We start from the raw sequence: 16,349 nt of genomic DNA, 5'->3' as shown, positions 1-16,349 counted from the left end.
GCTGGGGTCAGGAAGAAAGGACGGGCGCAATGGCTGCGCCCGTAAAATTTATTTGCGATGTGCGATTAATCGCGCTTTGCGCCACCGCGCAGCAGGCCGGATGCGCCTTCGGAGTAGTCACGTGGCATCTGCACTGGCGCCTGATCATTACCGGCTTCGGACTCTGCCAGACGGTTGCGGAACGGGTTGTTCTCTGCGCTCATCTCCGGCAGCAGGCTGCTGGAGCTTTTCGCCATGTGCTGATAAAGCTTGCGGTAATCATGAGCCATGTTGTCCAGCAGCTCGGCGCTCTGGGCAAAGTGGTTTACCAGCTCTTCACGATACTCATCCAGTTCAGCTTTGTTCTTTTCCAGTTCGTACTGCAACGCCTGTTGCTGGCGCAATTTGCGATTTCCAAAACGCATGGCCACGGCACCGATAGCGATGCCGACGACTAAACCAATTAGCGCATATTCCCAGGTCATGAACTTCTCCCGTTGTCTTGTGGTTCCGTAGGGTATTGGCTCGGCTTCATGCCTGTGCCTGATTATGCCACTATAACCGCTATTTCCTTAGAAGTGGAATCCCACCGCATCATCGCGTACTGTAGAACGGCCTTTTTTTCGCCAACTGAACAGGCTGGCGGGTATTAATTGAAGGAATAACAATAAGATTATGCAAAGCCTTTCCCCAACATCGCGTTACCAACAGGCCCTGAACGAGGGCTCCCACCAGCCAGATGATGTACAGCATGAAGCGGTAAGGCGTCTGGACAGCATCTGGCAGGCGCTGACCACCCAGCCGGCCGAAGCCGCGCCTGCTGGGGGACTCAAAGCCGCGTTTGGGCGGTTATTGGGGAAGAAAGCGCCGCAGAGCGTCACGCCGGTACGCGGCTTATATATGTGGGGAGGGGTCGGACGCGGCAAAACCTGGCTGATGGATCTGTTCTATCAGAGCCTGCCGGGAACGCGTAAGCAGCGCCTGCATTTTCACCGCTTTATGCTGCGGGTACATGAAGAGCTGACGGCCCTGCAGGGACAGAGCGATCCGCTGGATATCGTTGCCGAGCGTTTCAAAGCCGAAACCGACGTGCTGTGCTTCGATGAGTTTTTTGTCTCTGACATTACCGACGCCATGCTGCTGGGCGGGCTGATGAAAGCGCTGTTTGCTCGCGGCATTACGCTGGTAGCAACCTCCAACATCCCACCGGATGAGCTGTACCGTAACGGTCTGCAACGCGCCCGCTTCCTGCCCGCGATCGATGCGATAAAAGCGCATTGCGACATTATGAATGTGGATGCCGGCGTCGATTATCGTCTGCGCACCCTGACCCAGGCCCATCTGTGGATTTCACCGTTAAACGATGACACGCAACAGCAGATGAACAAACTGTGGCTGGCGCTGGCCGGGGCCGAGCGTGATAACGCCGCCGTGCTGGAGGTGAACCATCGCCCACTGCAAACCCTGGGCGTTGTCAATCAAACCCTCGCGGTGTCGTTTGCCACCCTGTGTGTCGATGCCCGCAGCCAGCACGACTATATTGCGCTCTCGCGCCTGTTCCATACGGTGATGTTGTTCGATGTGCCAGTGATGACCACGCTGATGGAGAGCGAAGCCCGACGCTTTATCGCGCTGGTTGATGAGTTTTACGAACGCCACGTCAAGCTGGTGGTGAGCGCCGCCGTCCCTTTATATGAGATCTATCAGGGGGAGCGACTAAAGTTTGAGTTCCAGCGTTGCCTGTCGCGCCTGCAGGAAATGCAAAGCGAAGAGTACCTGAAGCGCGAACACATGCCATAAATGCCATCCTCGAAACACCCATTAGCCGGGTAAGACGTAGTCGCCACCCGGCTTTTCGACCTACCCGGAAAAACCCGCGTCAAATCACAATTAGGGGTCGACCTTTACCCCCGACTTCTCTATAATCTTGCGACCCCACGTTACAAGAAGGTTTTTTTCCCAAAACTTTCTCTGCGCCGGCATAGGCTATTCGAAGGGGTAGGTTTGCTGGACAATGTCGTGTGAACCTCAACTACTAAACGTTTGGGTGTTCACCAACGTGTAACTTATTTATTTGGGTAAGCTTTTAATGAAAACTTTTACAGCTAAACCAGAAACCGTAAAACGCGACTGGTATGTTGTTGACGCGACCGGTAAAACTCTGGGCCGTCTGGCTACCGAACTGGCTCGTCGCCTGCGCGGTAAGCACAAAGCGGAATACACTCCGCACGTAGATACCGGTGATTACATCATCGTTCTGAACGCTGACAAAGTTGCTGTAACCGGCAACAAGCGTACTGACAAAGTGTACTATCACCACACCGGCCACATCGGCGGTATCAAACAAGCGACCTTTGAAGAGATGATTGCCCGCCGTCCTGAGCGTGTGATTGAAATCGCGGTTAAAGGCATGCTGCCAAAAGGCCCGCTGGGTCGTGCTATGTACCGTAAACTGAAAGTTTACGCAGGTAACGAGCACAACCACGCGGCACAGCAACCGCAAGTTCTTGACATCTAATCGGGATTATAGGCAATGGCTGAAAATCAATACTACGGCACTGGTCGCCGCAAAAGCTCCGCCGCTCGCGTGTTCATCAAACCGGGCAGTGGTAAAATCGTTATCAACCAACGTTCTCTGGAACAGTACTTCGGTCGTGAAACTGCCCGCATGGTAGTTCGTCAGCCGCTGGAACTGGTCGACATGGTTGAGAAACTGGATCTGTACATCACTGTTAAAGGTGGTGGTATCTCTGGTCAGGCTGGTGCGATCCGTCACGGTATCACCCGCGCTCTGATGGAGTACGACGAGTCCCTGCGTGGCGAACTGCGTAAAGCTGGCTTCGTTACTCGTGACGCGCGTCAGGTTGAACGTAAGAAAGTCGGCCTGCGTAAAGCACGTCGTCGTCCACAGTTCTCCAAGCGTTAATTGGTTTCTGCTTCGGCAGAGTACAATTGGCGAAAAACCCGCTTCGGCGGGTTTTTTTATGGGTAACGTAGAGGTTATCCACATGCAGACGTCCTTTCTGACCTCTTTTTCCGCATTTCCAGAATCCCCTCACCACAAAGGCCGCAAAATCTGGTAAACTATCATCCACTTTTCTGTCCAAATAACGGTGAATGCTCGATTTTTGTTCTCTTTTTGAACAAGAGGAGAAATTCTCAGGGATGGACAACAAAACATCTGGCTGGCCTGTATGGCTGGTAGCAGTAAAAATTCTGAATATACCTGGAGGTTTTCATGGCTGTCGCTGCCAACAAACGTTCGGTAATGACGCTGTTTTCTGGTCCTACTGACATTTATAGCCATCAGGTTCGTATCGTGCTGGCCGAGAAGGGTGTCAGTTTTGAGATCGAGCATGTGGAAAAGGATAACCCGCCTCAGGATCTTATCGATCTCAATCCAAGCCAGAGCGTACCAACGCTGGTGGATCGTGAGCTGACCTTGTGGGAATCCCGTATCATTATGGAATACCTGGATGAGCGTTTCCCGCATCCGCCGCTGATGCCGGTTTACCCGGTTGCCCGTGGTGAAAGCCGCCTGTACATGCAGCGTATCGAGAAAGACTGGTATACGCTGATGAACGTTATTGTGAACGGTTCTTCTTCAGAAGCCGATGCTGCACGTAAACAGTTGCGTGAAGAGCTGCTGGCGATTGCGCCCGTGTTCGGTCAGCGTCCGTTCTTCCTGAGCGACGAATTTAGCCTGGTCGATTGCTACCTGGCTCCGCTGCTGTGGCGTCTGCCGATTCTGGGCGTGGAATTTAGCGGCCCGGGAGCGAAAGAGCTCAAAGGCTACATGACGCGTGTCTTCGAACGCGACTCTTTCCTTGCTTCTCTGACTGAAGCTGAACGTGAAATGCGTCTCGGCCGGGGTTAATAATTGTGGAAATGTCACAGCTGTCTCCGCGCCGTCCGTATCTGCTGCGTGCCTTCTATGAATGGCTGCTGGATAACCAGCTCACGCCGCACCTGGTAGTGGATGTGACGTTACCCGGCGTGCAGGTTCCTATGGAATATGCGCGTGACGGGCAAATCGTACTGAACATTGCACCGCGTGCGGTGGGTGGTCTTGAGCTGGCGAACGATGAAGTTCGCTTTAACGCGCGTTTTGGCGGTGTGCCGCGCCAGGTATCTGTACCTCTGGCTGCTGTACTGGCGATCTACGCACGTGAGAACGGCGCAGGCACCATGTTTGAGCCGGAAGCGGCGTACGATGAAGAGGTTACCAGCCTGAATGATGAAAACGGCGTGGCCGAGAGCGAGAGCGAAACGGTGATGTCGATCATTGATGGTGATAAGCCGGATCATGATGACGATCCGGATGATACGCCGCCGCCTCGCGGTGGACGGCCAGCTTTACGCGTGGTGAAATAACCTCACTCCCGATCTAAATAAAGCCACGTTCTCAGGAACGTGGTTTTTTTATGCCCCTTATTTATGAAATATTAATTATGTATATTTGCGTTACATAGAATATGTGTAATTTATATATTCACTTATAGTTAATCTTTTATGAAGGAAATTTTATTACAACAACGCGTAATTAAATGTAAGAATTCATTTTCTATATTTTATGGCCCAGTCAGCTACGTTAAGTAATGTTATTTAGGCCGTGAAATATATCGATATATGGATAGTCGTTATTCATCAAAAAGGGAACACAAATGAATTCATTCAAAGCGAAACTTTCCACCTTAGGTTTATGCCTGGTGGCGTTAACCTGTGCAAACGCGAATGCAGCAACTGACGCAACCTTAACCGTTTCAGGGAATTTTGTTCCGGCGGCCTGCAACGCTACGCTGAGTAATAGTGGGGCGGCGGATTATGGCACCATGAATCACAGCATGCTGAATTCAGCATCGGCGGGAAATAGCCTCGTTCAACTGAATCATAAAACCATTACATTAACGGTAACCTGTGATGCCGCAACCACTATCGGTGTCGTTGCCCAGGATAACCGCGCAAGTTCTAAGGTGAGCCTGTCTTCTACTAGCTATATTGATAATTATATTGGTATCAACGACCTGACTAATACCAATTCCGCGTTTGGGCTGGGTACTGTCGGCAGCGCTAAAATTGGTGCCTATGCCCTTACTGCTGTAGCAGACGATACCACTGCTGACGGCGCTTCTGTTGGGATGATTATCAAAGACACCGATGTCAGTGACGTGTGGGTGAATTCCGATGCTGGCGGCCTGTTCTACCCTGACGGCACCCGTATTGTTACCGTTGCTGAAAAAGGTAAAACTGCACCACTGGCATTTAGTGAGCTGGTTATGCCACTGGAAATCTCGCCAGCTGTGCAGACTAAATCCGTACTGGGTTCTTCAGAAGTTAAGCTTGATGGCAACGCAACGCTGAGCCTGGTTTATCTCTAATCGTTATATAAAATTATCAAGGCCCAATAAATCATATTTTTATTGGGCCTTATTTATCAATAATAAAAAACATATTTACTATTTTTTCTCTGGTGGGCTTTTTTATTAATAATTGAATTGTGGCGCTCTATGAAAAAATATATTTTGCTGTCCCTCTCGCTCCTCGTTTCTCACTGCTTTGCAAATGGAATGCAACCTGAGACTTCCGTTTTACTGGTTGATGCCAAAAAAGGGGAGGCGAGTATGAATATTACTAATACTGATACCTACCCTTCCTTGCTCTATACCAAAATTGTTGATTTACCAGGCAGCAATAAGGCTGTCCATTTAAGGGTTACTCAACCCGTTGTTCGGGTGGAGCCCGGGCAAACACAGCGCGTGCGGTTTATGCTGCAGACTGACCAACCTCTTCAGCAAGAAGAGCTCAAGCGCGTGACGTTTGAAGGCATACCGCCAAAAGGGCAGGGCACGAATGAACTTAAAGTCACTATTCGTCAGGATTTGCCTGTCATTATCCATCCTGCGGGCCTTGCAGAAGATTTAACGCCATGGAAGCACCTGATCTGGCGTAAGAAAGGCGAACTGCTTGAGGTCAGTAATCCCAGCAAGTACGTGATACGTATGGTTGCGTCATTTACCGCCTTACCCTCTGGAAAGGGGGGCGTACTGAATCAAACATATTTGCTGCCCAACACGAGCCTTACGGTGAAGTTACCCGCGTTGACCGATAAGCAGATCGAGTTTTATCCGGCAAGCCGTTATGGGTACAAAGGAGAGCGCTACGTCGCGACGATTCAGTAGGAACTGTTCAAGGATGAACATTTATGCTCAGGAAAACTCTGTTGGCATGCGTCATTGGCATGGGTTGTTCGCAGGCGGTCAGAGCGGATAATACAGAATCGGCGGTTGAATTCGACCGTGAAACACTCAAATCTTTAGGGATGGATCCTGAAGTAGCAGGATATTTTGCCCATCAAGCTCGATTTCTTCCCGGCAAACGATCGGTATCGCTGTCAATCAACGGCAATCCGGTAGGGTCTGTTATTGCCGTTTTCGACGAGGCCGGGCAACTTTGCGTTGATAAGGCCTTTATGGAACAGGCCGGTATTCGTCTGCCGGCCCGTTATACGGATGGCTGTTATGACTATGTGTCGGAAAACCCCGGCACCGTTATGACATTACTGCCCGCGCAGGAGTTAATTACACTGGTGCTTCCTCACGACCAGCTCGAAAAACAGGGGCGTGAGATGGGTGATTTTAACGCCGGTGGCACAGCAGGCCTGTTTAATTACACCTTTCTCACCTCACGCAGTAACTACGACGGTGGGCACTCAGATTATTCACAATTGATGCTGGATGGCGGTCTTAACGTTAACGACTGGCTTTTTCGTTCTCATCAGTTGATCAGTCAGTCTGAGGGGAAGTATTCCAGCCAGAACTCACAAAACTACCTGCAACGCACCCTGATTAACTGGAAAGCCACGATGAAAGCGGGTGAAGTCAGCCTGAATAATCGTCTGCTGGAAGGCAGCAGTATTTACGGTATCGAACTGGCACCGGAGGATGCGCTTTCAGAACATGCCGATGCTGTACAGGTGACGGGGATCGCCAGTACCGCTCAGGCACGGGTCGAGATCCGCCAGCAGGGCATCCTGGTGTATTCAACGCTGGTGCCCGCAGGCCCCTTCACGCTAACAGATATCCCGTTGCGCAATTACACCAGCGACCTGAACGTTACGGTACAAGAGACTGACGGGACGCAACGCAGCTTTACCGTGCCTGCCACCCTTTATGGCAGAAACCCAGGCACGCCGGCGGGGTATTATATTTCTGCGGGTCGCGTCAGCGATAATTATGACAAAAGGCCCTGGGTAGCCAGTATCTCCGGTGGTTGGCGGATCGCACCTTCGCACAATGCCAGCGCGGGGATCCTCGTTGCAGACGGTTACCAGGGGATTGGCTTGAGTCTGGACTCTGCTCTGCTACCGCAAACCTTATTCACGCTACAGGCGAACCAGTCGGTGGATCGCAGTCATGCGTTGCAGGGACAAAAATATCAACTTACCGCCAGTACGGCACTGCCTCTTGATCTTTCGCTCACGGCGTCAGTCATCAAAAAAACAGCCCGCTATCGTGACTTTACGCAGACGCTTAACCACAGCGCCAGCGATCATAATAAGTACGAGTATTCGCTTGGCATCGGCTGGAGTAACGAGTTTGTGGGAACGATGAGCGCCAGCCTCTATGAAACCCGGGCCTATAACCGGGACGATCGTTCGCGCTTCGTCTCCGTTAACTGGGGAAAAAGTTTCGACAACTTTTCTCTCTCCACCAGCTGGCAGCGACAGCTCAATGGCGGACAGTCAGCTCAGAAGAGTGAAGACACGGTTTTCATCAATCTCTCCATTCCTTTCGGACGCCATAGCGTCAATGGCTGGTCACGACAGCAAAAAGGCCAGGATCGTTACGGTTTAAACACTACGGGCCAGTTAACCGAAGATACCACTTACACCCTTGGCACAGAGCGCGATGCACAACAGCGGCAGAATAACGTCACGGCAGGGATAAACAGCAACCTGCATTATGCCCAACTGAGCGCGAACGTCAGTACCAGCGGCTCTCGCAGCAACAGTTATTCCGGGACATTGCAGGGAGGGGTGGTGGCGCACAGCAACGGTGTGACCTTATCGCCGCTGTCGGTGCGTGAGACATTCGCCATTGCACAGCTCGATAAGCCGGTGGCCGGCGTACGCCTTGATACCCCGCAGGGACCGACATGGACTGATTTTCGTGGTCAGGCCGTTATTCCGGCGGTGAATGCCTGGAAAAACTCGCGTGTAGAAATCAGCACTGAGACGTTACCTAAAAATATGGATATCGGTAACGGCACCCGAATGCTTAAGCAGACGAAGGGCTCCGTCGGACGAGTGAATTTTGGCGTGCTAACGCAGCGTCGTGTGCTGCTGAACGTCACCCTGAACAACGGGAAAGCCCTGCCTAAGGGCATCGCCATTACTGATACCGCAGGTCGCTACCTGACAACCTCCGTCGACGACGGCGTAGTTTTCCTCAACGATGTTGAGGGCCAGAAAACGCTGGTTGCCATGCTTGAGGAGGGAACTTGTCGCCTGACGCTATCGCTGCCAGAGGTAACGAGTGTCGACGCCGGGTCGTTTTATGAAAGCGCAAAGGGAGTATGCCAATGAAATATTCACTCTTGCTGTTGATGCTGTTGCCCCTGGCGTTCAGCGCTCAAAGCGAATGTCGACTGGTCGCCAGCCAACACTCTGTTTCCTGGGGAACGATCAACGCCGCGGAACGTCAGACGGCGGGGAGCAAACCTGTTGAACTGCCGGAAAAGTCTCTACAGCTCAATATTAACTGCGATGAAGCACAGCGCGTGCGCCTCTTTTTCAACAGCGCAATGCCACACAATAATACCTTTGCACTGGGTTCTCAGGGGCAAATGCGTTTTACGGCACTCAAAGCAACGGTTGACGATCGCGAGGTGTTGCTCGCGCCAGTGCGTACGCCAGATAGCGTGCTCTCTTCATCAGGCACTCAACAGGCGGCCATTACCCTCAATGAAGGTATCGCTTTCGTCAGCGGAGATGAGGTTCGTGGCAAGAACATTGCCCTCACTGTCGCTGTCGTCGGGCATTTTAAAAACGAGGCCATCACCGAAAAAGTGAATTATCACGGTAACTTGCTCATTAAGGTGGATGCACAATGAAACACGCCTTTACCGTTTTATTCGGCCTTATGGTTAGCCTGTCGGCAAGTGCCGGCGATTCAGTCAGCATCAATTTTGACGTGTCTGCCCAGGCTGCAGCCTGTACCCCCACTCTGAGCCATAACGGCACTGCGGATTACGGTACGCGACACGTAGCAACCTTATCGACACGGACCTTTACCCAGATTGGAACGCGGGACATCACGTTATCCATCCGGTGTGAATCTGCGACAGGCATTGCCATCACCGCCAGAGATTCGCGTGCAAGTTCTGTCCTCTCCGGAAAGGACGATCGCGGCGAAGAGGGGGCGCGTTTTCAGATCAACGGCGGTGGATACGTTAGCGATAAGACAAGGCTTTTTGGGCTGGGATTAGGCCCGGATAAAAAACCAATTGGCAGCTATGCGGTTCAGATTATTGCTGATGGAGTGACGGCGGTGGAAGGGGAGCAGTCGGTCAGCGTAGCTATTGGCGGATCGGCCAGCAAGAATGGGCCGTGGGAAATCACCTCGCTGCTGCCGTTACCGGCAAATCAGGACTACTTCTACACCTTCATTAAAAAAGGGACGTCAGAACCCCAACCGATTACCAGTGCTATCGTGCCATTGCAGGTAAGTGCGGCTATATCGCCTGATATCGGACGAGGACAGACAGTGACATTAGACGGGAGTGCGGTGATTAGCCTGGTATATCTCTGAGAAGCAACGCCTGCGGACCGGACGGTCCGCAGGCGCGGGATTAGACTTCCAGATAGTTCATGATGCCATCTGCCGCTTTACGGCCTTCGGCAATGGCGGTCACCACCAGGTCGGAACCGCGAACAATATCGCCGCCGGCGAAGATTTTCGGGTTGCTGGTCTGGAACGCGTTGTCGCTGCCTTCCGGGGCGATGATGCGGCCCTGAGAGTCCAGCTCGACGCTGTGCTTCGCCAGCCACTCCATGCTGTGCGGACGGAAACCAAACGCCATGACCACCGCGTCTGCCGGGATCACATACTCGGAACCGGCCACGATCTCTGCGCGACGACGGCCTTTCGCATCCGGTGCGCCCATTTCGGTACGCGCCATCTTCACGCCGCTGACCTTGCCGTTGGCATTCACTTCAATACCCAGAGGCTGGATGTTGAACTGGAACTCCACACCCTCTTCACGCGCGTTCTTCACTTCGCGTTTTGAGCCCGGCATGTTCTCTTCGTCACGACGATAGGCGCAGATAACGTGCGCTGCATTCTGACGAATGGAAGTACGTACGCAGTCCATCGCGGTATCACCGCCACCGAGAACTACAACGCGCTTACCTTCCATGCTGACGTACGGTTCTGCAGCAGTTTCGCCGTAACCCATCATCTGCTTGGTGTTGGCAATCAGGAACGGCAGGGCATCGAATACGCCTGTGGCATCTTCGTTTTCCAGCCCGCCACGCATCGACTGATAGGTACCGACGCCCAGGAACACGGCGTCGTAATCCTTCAGCAGATCGTCGAGCTGCACGTCGCGGCCCACTTCCACATTCAGTTTGAACTCAATGCCCATGCCGGTGAAGATCTCACGGCGACGGGTCATGACCTCTTTTTCCAGCTTGAAGGCCGGGATACCGAAGGTCAGCAGACCGCCGATTTCCGGGTGACGGTCAAATACCACCGCCTTCACGCCGTTACGGGTCAGCACGTCGGCGCAGGCCAGGCCTGCCGGACCGGCACCGATGATCGCCACGCGTTTGTCGGTCTGACGTACGCCGGTCATGTCCGGGCGCCAGCCCATCTCGAACGCTTTATCGTTGATATAGCGTTCGATGTTGCCGATGGTCACTGCACCGAACTCGTCATTCAGGGTACAGGAACCTTCACACAGACGATCCTGAGGACACACGCGGCCGCACACTTCCGGCAGGGTGTTGGTCTGGTGAGACAACTCAGCGGCCTCGAAAATACGCCCTTCGTTGGCCAGCTTCAGCCAGTTCGGGATGTAGTTATGGACCGGACACTTCCACTCGCAGTACGGGTTGCCGCAGGACAGGCAGCGGTCTGCCTGTGCTTTGGCCTGGCCTTCGGAAAACGGCTCGTAGATTTCAACAAATTCAATTTTACGGATCTTCAGCGGCTTCTTCGGCGGATCCACACGCTGCAGATCGATAAACTGGTAAACATTCTGGCTCATCTGAATTCCTTACTGCGCCTGCACACGCAGCTCTGCTGCGCTACGACTACGGTGACCCAACAGGGCTTTAACATCGCTGGACTTCGGTTTAACGAGCGCGAATTTCGCAGAGAACGCCGGCCAGTTGGCCAGGATCTCTTCGCCGCGCACGGAACCGGTATGATGCACGTGCTCGGTGATCAAACCACGCAGGTGCTCCTCGTGGATCGCCAGGCTTTCAACATCCAGCACTTCCACCAGTTCCGGGTTCACGCGTTTGCGGAAGTCACCGCTTTCGTCCAGGACATAGGCGAAACCACCGGTCATACCTGCGCCGAAGTTAACGCCGGTTTTGCCCAGCACGCAGACAATCCCACCGGTCATGTATTCACAGCCGTTATCGCCGATGCCTTCCACCACGGTGATGGCGCCGGAGTTACGCACCGCGAAACGTTCACCTGCACGCCCAGCGGCAAACAGACGACCACCGGTGGCACCGTACAGACAGGTGTTGCCGATGATGCTGGCATCACAGCTGCGGAAGGCCGAGCCGACCGGCGGACGCACCGCCAGCAGACCGCCCGCCATGCCTTTACCGACGTAGTCGTTGGCATCGCCGGTCAGATACAGCTCAACGCCGCCCGCATTCCACACGCCAAAGCTCTGGCCTGCGGTACCGCTGAAGTGCGCCGTAATCGGGTCGGCAGCCAGGCCCTGGTCGCCGTGCGTCTGTGCAATGTAGCCCGAGAGCGTTGCGCCTACTGAACGGTCGGTGTTGCGAATATCAAACCAGAAGGTTTTGCTCTGCTTGTCATCCACAAACGGCTTCGCCTGCTGCAACAGCTGCGCGTTCAGCACGCCATTGTCGAACGGTGGGTTGTTCTCGGTGCAGTACACCGCTTTGCCCGGATGTGGTTCAGCCGTTTCCAGCAGACGGGACAGCTTCAGGTTCTGCTGCTTAGCCGTGAACCCTTCCAGCTCTTTCAGCAGGTCGGTACGGCCAATCAGATCCACCAGACGCGTTACGCCCAGCTGCGCCATCAGCTCGCGGGTTTCGCGGGCGATGAAGTCAAAGTAGTTGGTCACTTTGAACGGCAGGCCATGGTAGTGGTTCTTACGCAGCTTCTCGTCCTGGGTTGCAACACCGGTTGCGCAGTTATTCAGGTGACAAATACGCAGGTATTTACAGCCCAGCGCCACCATCGGGCCGGTACCGAAGCCAAAGCTCTCTGCGCCGAGGATTGCCGCTTTGATGATGTCGAGGCCAGTTTTCAGACCGCCATCCACCTGCAGACGGATCTTGTGACGCAGACCGTTAGCCACCAGCGCCTGCTGGGTTTCCACCAGGCCCAGTTCCCACGGACAACCCGCATATTTCACGGAGGAGAGCGGGCTTGCACCAGTACCGCCGTCGTAACCGGCGATGGTGATGAGATCCGCATAGGCTTTCGCCACACCGGTGGCGATAGTGCCCACACCCGGCTCGGAGACCAGCTTCACGGAGATCATCGCTTTCGGGTTGACCTGTTTCAGGTCGAAAATCAGCTGCGCCAGATCCTCGATAGAGTAGATATCGTGGTGCGGCGGCGGGGAGATCAGCGTCACGCCCGGCACCGAGTAGCGCAGTTTGGCGATGTACGGGGTCACTTTGTCACCCGGTAACTGACCGCCTTCGCCCGGTTTCGCACCCTGGGCAACTTTAATCTGAATCACGTCGGCATTAACCAGGTACGCCGGGGTCACCCCGAAGCGACCAGAAGCGACCTGCTTGATGCGCGACACTTTGTTGGTGCCGTAGCGCGCCGGATCTTCACCGCCTTCGCCGGAGTTGGAGTTCCCGCCGATGCTGTTCATCGCTTCTGCCAGGGCTTCGTGGGCTTCCGGACTCAGCGCGCCGATAGACATCGCGGCGGTATCAAAGCGTTTGAACAGTTCACTCGCCGGTTCAACATCATTGATGCTCACCGCGGTATCGCCCGGGTTCACTGCCAGCAGATCGCGCAGCGTGGCCGCCGGACGGTTGTTCACCAGCTCAGCATACTGCTGATAATCGCTGTACTCGCCGCTCTGGACGGCCTGTTGCAGGGTGCGCACCACGTCCGGGTTATAGGCGTGGTATTCGCCGCCGTGGACATACTTCAGCTGCCCGCCCTGATCCAGCGGTTTACGTGCCAGCCAGGCGCGTTTGGAGAGGTTCAGCAGATCCTGCTGGAAGTCGCTAAAGCCCGCACCGCCGATACGGCTGATCACGCCCTGGAAGCACAGGTCGGCAACATCGTCATGCAGACCGACAGCTTCGAACAGCTTCGAGCAGCGGTAAGAGGCGATGGTCGAGATGCCCATCTTGGACATGATCTTGTACAGGCCTTTGTTGATGCCGTTACGGTAGTTCAGCATCACGGTACGGTAATCTTTGTCGATGGCCTGGCCGTCGACCAGTTTTGCCAGCGTTTCGTAGGCCAGGTACGGATAAATTGCCGTCGCACCGAAGCCCAGCAGCACCGCGAAGTGGTGCGGGTCACGTGCGCTTGCGGTTTCCACAATGATGTTGGCGTCGCAGCGCAGGCTCTTATCAACCAGACGCGTCTGGATAGCACCGACGGCCATTGGCGCCGGAACCGGCAGACGGTTCTTCGCAATGTTGCGGTCGGACAGCACCAGCAGAACGGTACCGTTACGCACCATCTGTTCCGCTTTATCACACAGCGCCTTCACCGTCTCTTCGAGGGTCGCTTCGGTCGCGTCGAACGTAATATCGAGCGTGTCGGCGCGGTAGTGCTCCTCTTGCATGGTGGTGAGCTGTTTGAAATCGGAGTACAGCAGGATCGGCGATTTAAAGGTCAGACGGTGGGCCTGGCCTTCGGCTTCGCAGAAGACGTTCATCTCACGACCGATGCTGGTGGCCAGAGACATCACGTGGGCTTCACGCAGCGGATCGATTGGCGGGTTAGTTACCTGCGCAAACTGCTGGCGGAAGTAGTCGTAAATGATACGCGGCTGGCTGGAGAGCACGGCAAACGGGGTATCGTCACCCATGGAGCCGACCGCTTCCTGGCCGTTTTCACCCAGCACGCGGATAACGGAGTCCAGCTCTTCCGCGCTGTAGTTAAACTGTTTCTGGTAGCTGGCGAGGGTATCATCATCCAGCTCGCGGCTGCCCACGTCCTGATCCGGCAGATCTTCAAACGGCACCAGACGGCGAACGTTTTTCTCCATCCACTCTTTGTACGGATGACGGCTTTTCAGGTCGTTATCGGTTTCCGCGGAGTGCAGAATGCGACCGCCACGGGTGTCGATCACCATCAGTTCGCCAGGCCCTACGCGGCCTTTTTCGACCACTTCGTCAGGCTGGTAATCCCAGATCCCCACTTCAGAGGCGCAGGTGATCAGCTTGTCTTTAGTGATGACGTAGCGCGCCGGGCGCAGGCCGTTACGGTCGAGATTACAGGCCGCAAAGCGCCCGTCGGACATGACGATACCGGCCGGACCATCCCACGGCTCCATGTGCATGGAGTTGAAGTCGAAGAAGGAACGCAGTTCAGGATCCATATCCGGGTTGTTCTGCCAGGCTGGCGGAACCAACAGGCGCATGGCGCGAACGATGTCCATCCCGCCGGCCAGCAGCAGCTCCAGCATGTTATCCATTGAACTGGAGTCAGAGCCGGTTTCGTTGACGAACGGCGCTGCATCGTGCAGATCCGGGATCAGCGGGGTCTGGAATTTATAGGTACGGGCGCGGGCCCACTGGCGGTTACCGGTGATGGTGTTGATTTCACCGTTGTGCGCCAGATAGCGGAACGGCTGAGCCAGCGGCCAGCGTGGTACGGTGTTGGTGGAGAAGCGCTGGTGGAACAGGCAAATGGCCGATTCCAGACGCAGGTCCGCCAGGTCCAGGTAGAAGCGCGGCAGGTCAGCCGGCATACACAGACCTTTATAGATGTTCACCAGGTTCGAGAGGCTACAGACGTAGAACTCTTTATCTTCCTGGAGACGTTTTTCAATGCGGCGACGGGCGATAAACAGGCGGCGTTCCATATCACGTGGACGCCAGCCCGCAGGCGCGTTGACAAAAATTTGCTCGATACGAGGCAGCGAGGAGAGGGCGATTTCACCGAGTACCCCTTCGTTGGTGGGCACTTCGCGCCAGCCGACGATAGACAGGGTTTCGCGTTGAAGTTCTTCTTCGACGATGCGGCGTGAGATAGCTGCTTTTTCCGCGTCCTGATTCAGGAACAGCATGCCGACAGCGTAGTTTTTGGCTAAACGCCAGCCGCGCTCTTCCGCCACGATGCGAAAGAAACGATCCGGTTTTTGCAGCAGCAGACCGCAACCGTCTCCGGTTTTACCATCCGCAAGGATAGCGCCACGGTGCTGCATACGGGCCAGTGCGTGTATAGCGGTACGCACTACCTTGTGGCTAGGTTCGCCTTCTATGTGGGCGATCAGGCCGAAACCACAGTTATCCTTCTCAAGGGATTTATCGTACAACATATCAGTGAACCTCCCCAGGCTCTTCGGGACTTCTCTCTGGACCGTGGCGCACAGGCACAGCAAGAGCGCGGCGACGGGGTTTGCGTTTCATACGCGTACCTCGCATTCGCCCTCTTAATATCCTTTTCGCACAGGTCAAACAAGTTTGAGGACTTGCTTCAGAGGGAATCTCAACTACTGCATAAATATGATGAGCAGGCTGCTCATCCAGAAAGCTTCCAGCGGATTTCCAACTTATCGGGAATCCGTACACAGGTCAAATGGCAATCTTATTTATACAGAAATGTGCTAAGGGGAGGTTATCAATCTGATTTTGTTAGTTATTTAACGTGTTTCACATCCCTGCAACCTTCCTGTGGGCTTTAAGGTAGTGTGATCTGACTCACTATATGAAAGCGGTATTATCGCTGTAGCATGCTGAATAGTGCGATTTAAGCAGGATATAATCCTACCACAGGGGGAAAGCCCGCATGATGTCACTGTTTTTCAGCGCAGACGATATAAATGAAAAAATCCTGCAGAACATAAGGAAAAGTAATTAGAAAGGCGATGAATGAAATTGCAATTATCTTGGTTAATTATGCAAAGGATAAAAGCACGCCGGGACGATTGATCCAGGTCATCGCCGTCGG

13 protein-coding genes are annotated in these 16,349 nt (G+C 54.2%); 10 read left to right on the top strand and 3 right to left on the bottom strand.

Features of this window, described 5'->3' with window-relative positions:
- Positions 1-65 precede the first annotated feature (65 nt).
- Positions 66-464: a Z-ring associated protein ZapG gene (gene zapG / locus ACP4QI_RS19860; protein ID WP_142487279.1), complete on the bottom strand. Its 399-nt coding sequence runs from the start codon at positions 462-464 to the stop codon at positions 66-68.
- 190 nt (positions 465-654) lie between these two features.
- On the opposite strand from zapG, the gene zapE reads away from it, so the two are divergent.
- From zapE to ACP4QI_RS19810, 10 genes are all read left to right on the top strand, one after another.
- Positions 655-1,779, top strand: coding sequence for a cell division protein ZapE (zapE, locus tag ACP4QI_RS19855; RefSeq protein WP_142487278.1), 1,125 nt, complete (start codon positions 655-657; stop codon positions 1,777-1,779).
- A gap of 289 nt (positions 1,780-2,068) precedes the next feature.
- Positions 2,069-2,497: a 50S ribosomal protein L13 gene (gene rplM, locus ACP4QI_RS19850; protein WP_024551131.1), complete on the top strand. Its 429-nt coding sequence runs from the start codon at positions 2,069-2,071 to the stop codon at positions 2,495-2,497.
- Positions 2,498-2,512: 15 nt separating this feature from the next.
- The gene (gene rpsI / locus ACP4QI_RS19845) at positions 2,513-2,905 is read left to right on the top strand and encodes a 30S ribosomal protein S9 (RefSeq protein WP_003025138.1); all 393 of its coding nucleotides are present in this window, start codon (positions 2,513-2,515) and stop codon (positions 2,903-2,905) included.
- Between the two features lie 312 nt (positions 2,906-3,217).
- Entirely contained in the window at positions 3,218-3,856 is a 639-nt protein-coding gene (gene sspA / locus ACP4QI_RS19840) for a stringent starvation protein SspA (RefSeq protein ID WP_059307097.1), read from the top strand.
- Positions 3,857-3,861: 5 nt separating this feature from the next.
- Positions 3,862-4,353 (top strand): ClpXP protease specificity-enhancing factor, encoded by a 492-nt coding sequence (gene sspB / locus ACP4QI_RS19835; RefSeq protein WP_285129176.1) that lies wholly within the window; start codon positions 3,862-3,864, stop codon positions 4,351-4,353.
- Between the two features lie 290 nt (positions 4,354-4,643).
- On the top strand, positions 4,644-5,357 hold the full coding sequence (locus ACP4QI_RS19830) for a DUF1120 domain-containing protein (RefSeq protein WP_285129175.1): 714 nt from the start codon (positions 4,644-4,646) through the stop codon (positions 5,355-5,357).
- Between the two features lie 129 nt (positions 5,358-5,486).
- Complete coding sequence (locus tag ACP4QI_RS19825; protein ID WP_285129174.1) at positions 5,487-6,158, top strand: fimbria/pilus chaperone family protein; 672 nt, start codon at positions 5,487-5,489, stop codon at positions 6,156-6,158.
- A gap of 23 nt (positions 6,159-6,181) precedes the next feature.
- Positions 6,182-8,563: a fimbrial biogenesis usher protein gene (locus tag ACP4QI_RS19820; RefSeq protein WP_426495738.1), complete on the top strand. Its 2,382-nt coding sequence runs from the start codon at positions 6,182-6,184 to the stop codon at positions 8,561-8,563.
- On the top strand, positions 8,554-9,090 hold the full coding sequence (locus ACP4QI_RS19815; RefSeq protein WP_426495739.1) for a hypothetical protein: 537 nt from the start codon (positions 8,554-8,556) through the stop codon (positions 9,088-9,090). Before ACP4QI_RS19820 ends, ACP4QI_RS19815 begins: the two co-directional genes overlap by 10 nt.
- On the top strand, positions 9,087-9,788 hold the full coding sequence (locus ACP4QI_RS19810; RefSeq protein ID WP_285129171.1) for a DUF1120 domain-containing protein: 702 nt from the start codon (positions 9,087-9,089) through the stop codon (positions 9,786-9,788). The genes ACP4QI_RS19815 and ACP4QI_RS19810 overlap by 4 nt, the downstream gene beginning before the upstream one ends.
- A gap of 40 nt (positions 9,789-9,828) precedes the next feature.
- Here the strand turns inward: ACP4QI_RS19810 and ACP4QI_RS19805 are convergent, their stop codons facing one another.
- Together ACP4QI_RS19805 and gltB are read right to left on the bottom strand one after the other, a co-directional pair.
- Entirely contained in the window at positions 9,829-11,247 is a 1,419-nt protein-coding gene (locus ACP4QI_RS19805; RefSeq protein ID WP_285129170.1) for a glutamate synthase small subunit, read from the bottom strand.
- 9 nt (positions 11,248-11,256) lie between these two features.
- The gene (gene gltB, locus ACP4QI_RS19800; protein WP_426495740.1) at positions 11,257-15,717 is read right to left on the bottom strand and encodes a glutamate synthase large subunit; all 4,461 of its coding nucleotides are present in this window, start codon (positions 15,715-15,717) and stop codon (positions 11,257-11,259) included.
- Positions 15,718-16,349 lie beyond the last annotated feature (632 nt).

The sequence above is a fragment of the Leclercia sp. TB492 genome (assembly GCF_049974505.2).
GTDB classification, from domain to species: Bacteria; Pseudomonadota; Gammaproteobacteria; order Enterobacterales; family Enterobacteriaceae; genus Enterobacter; species Enterobacter adecarboxylatus_C.
The sequence above is the reverse complement of the archived record's forward strand: the minus strand, read 5'-3'. Positions and strand labels throughout refer to the sequence as shown.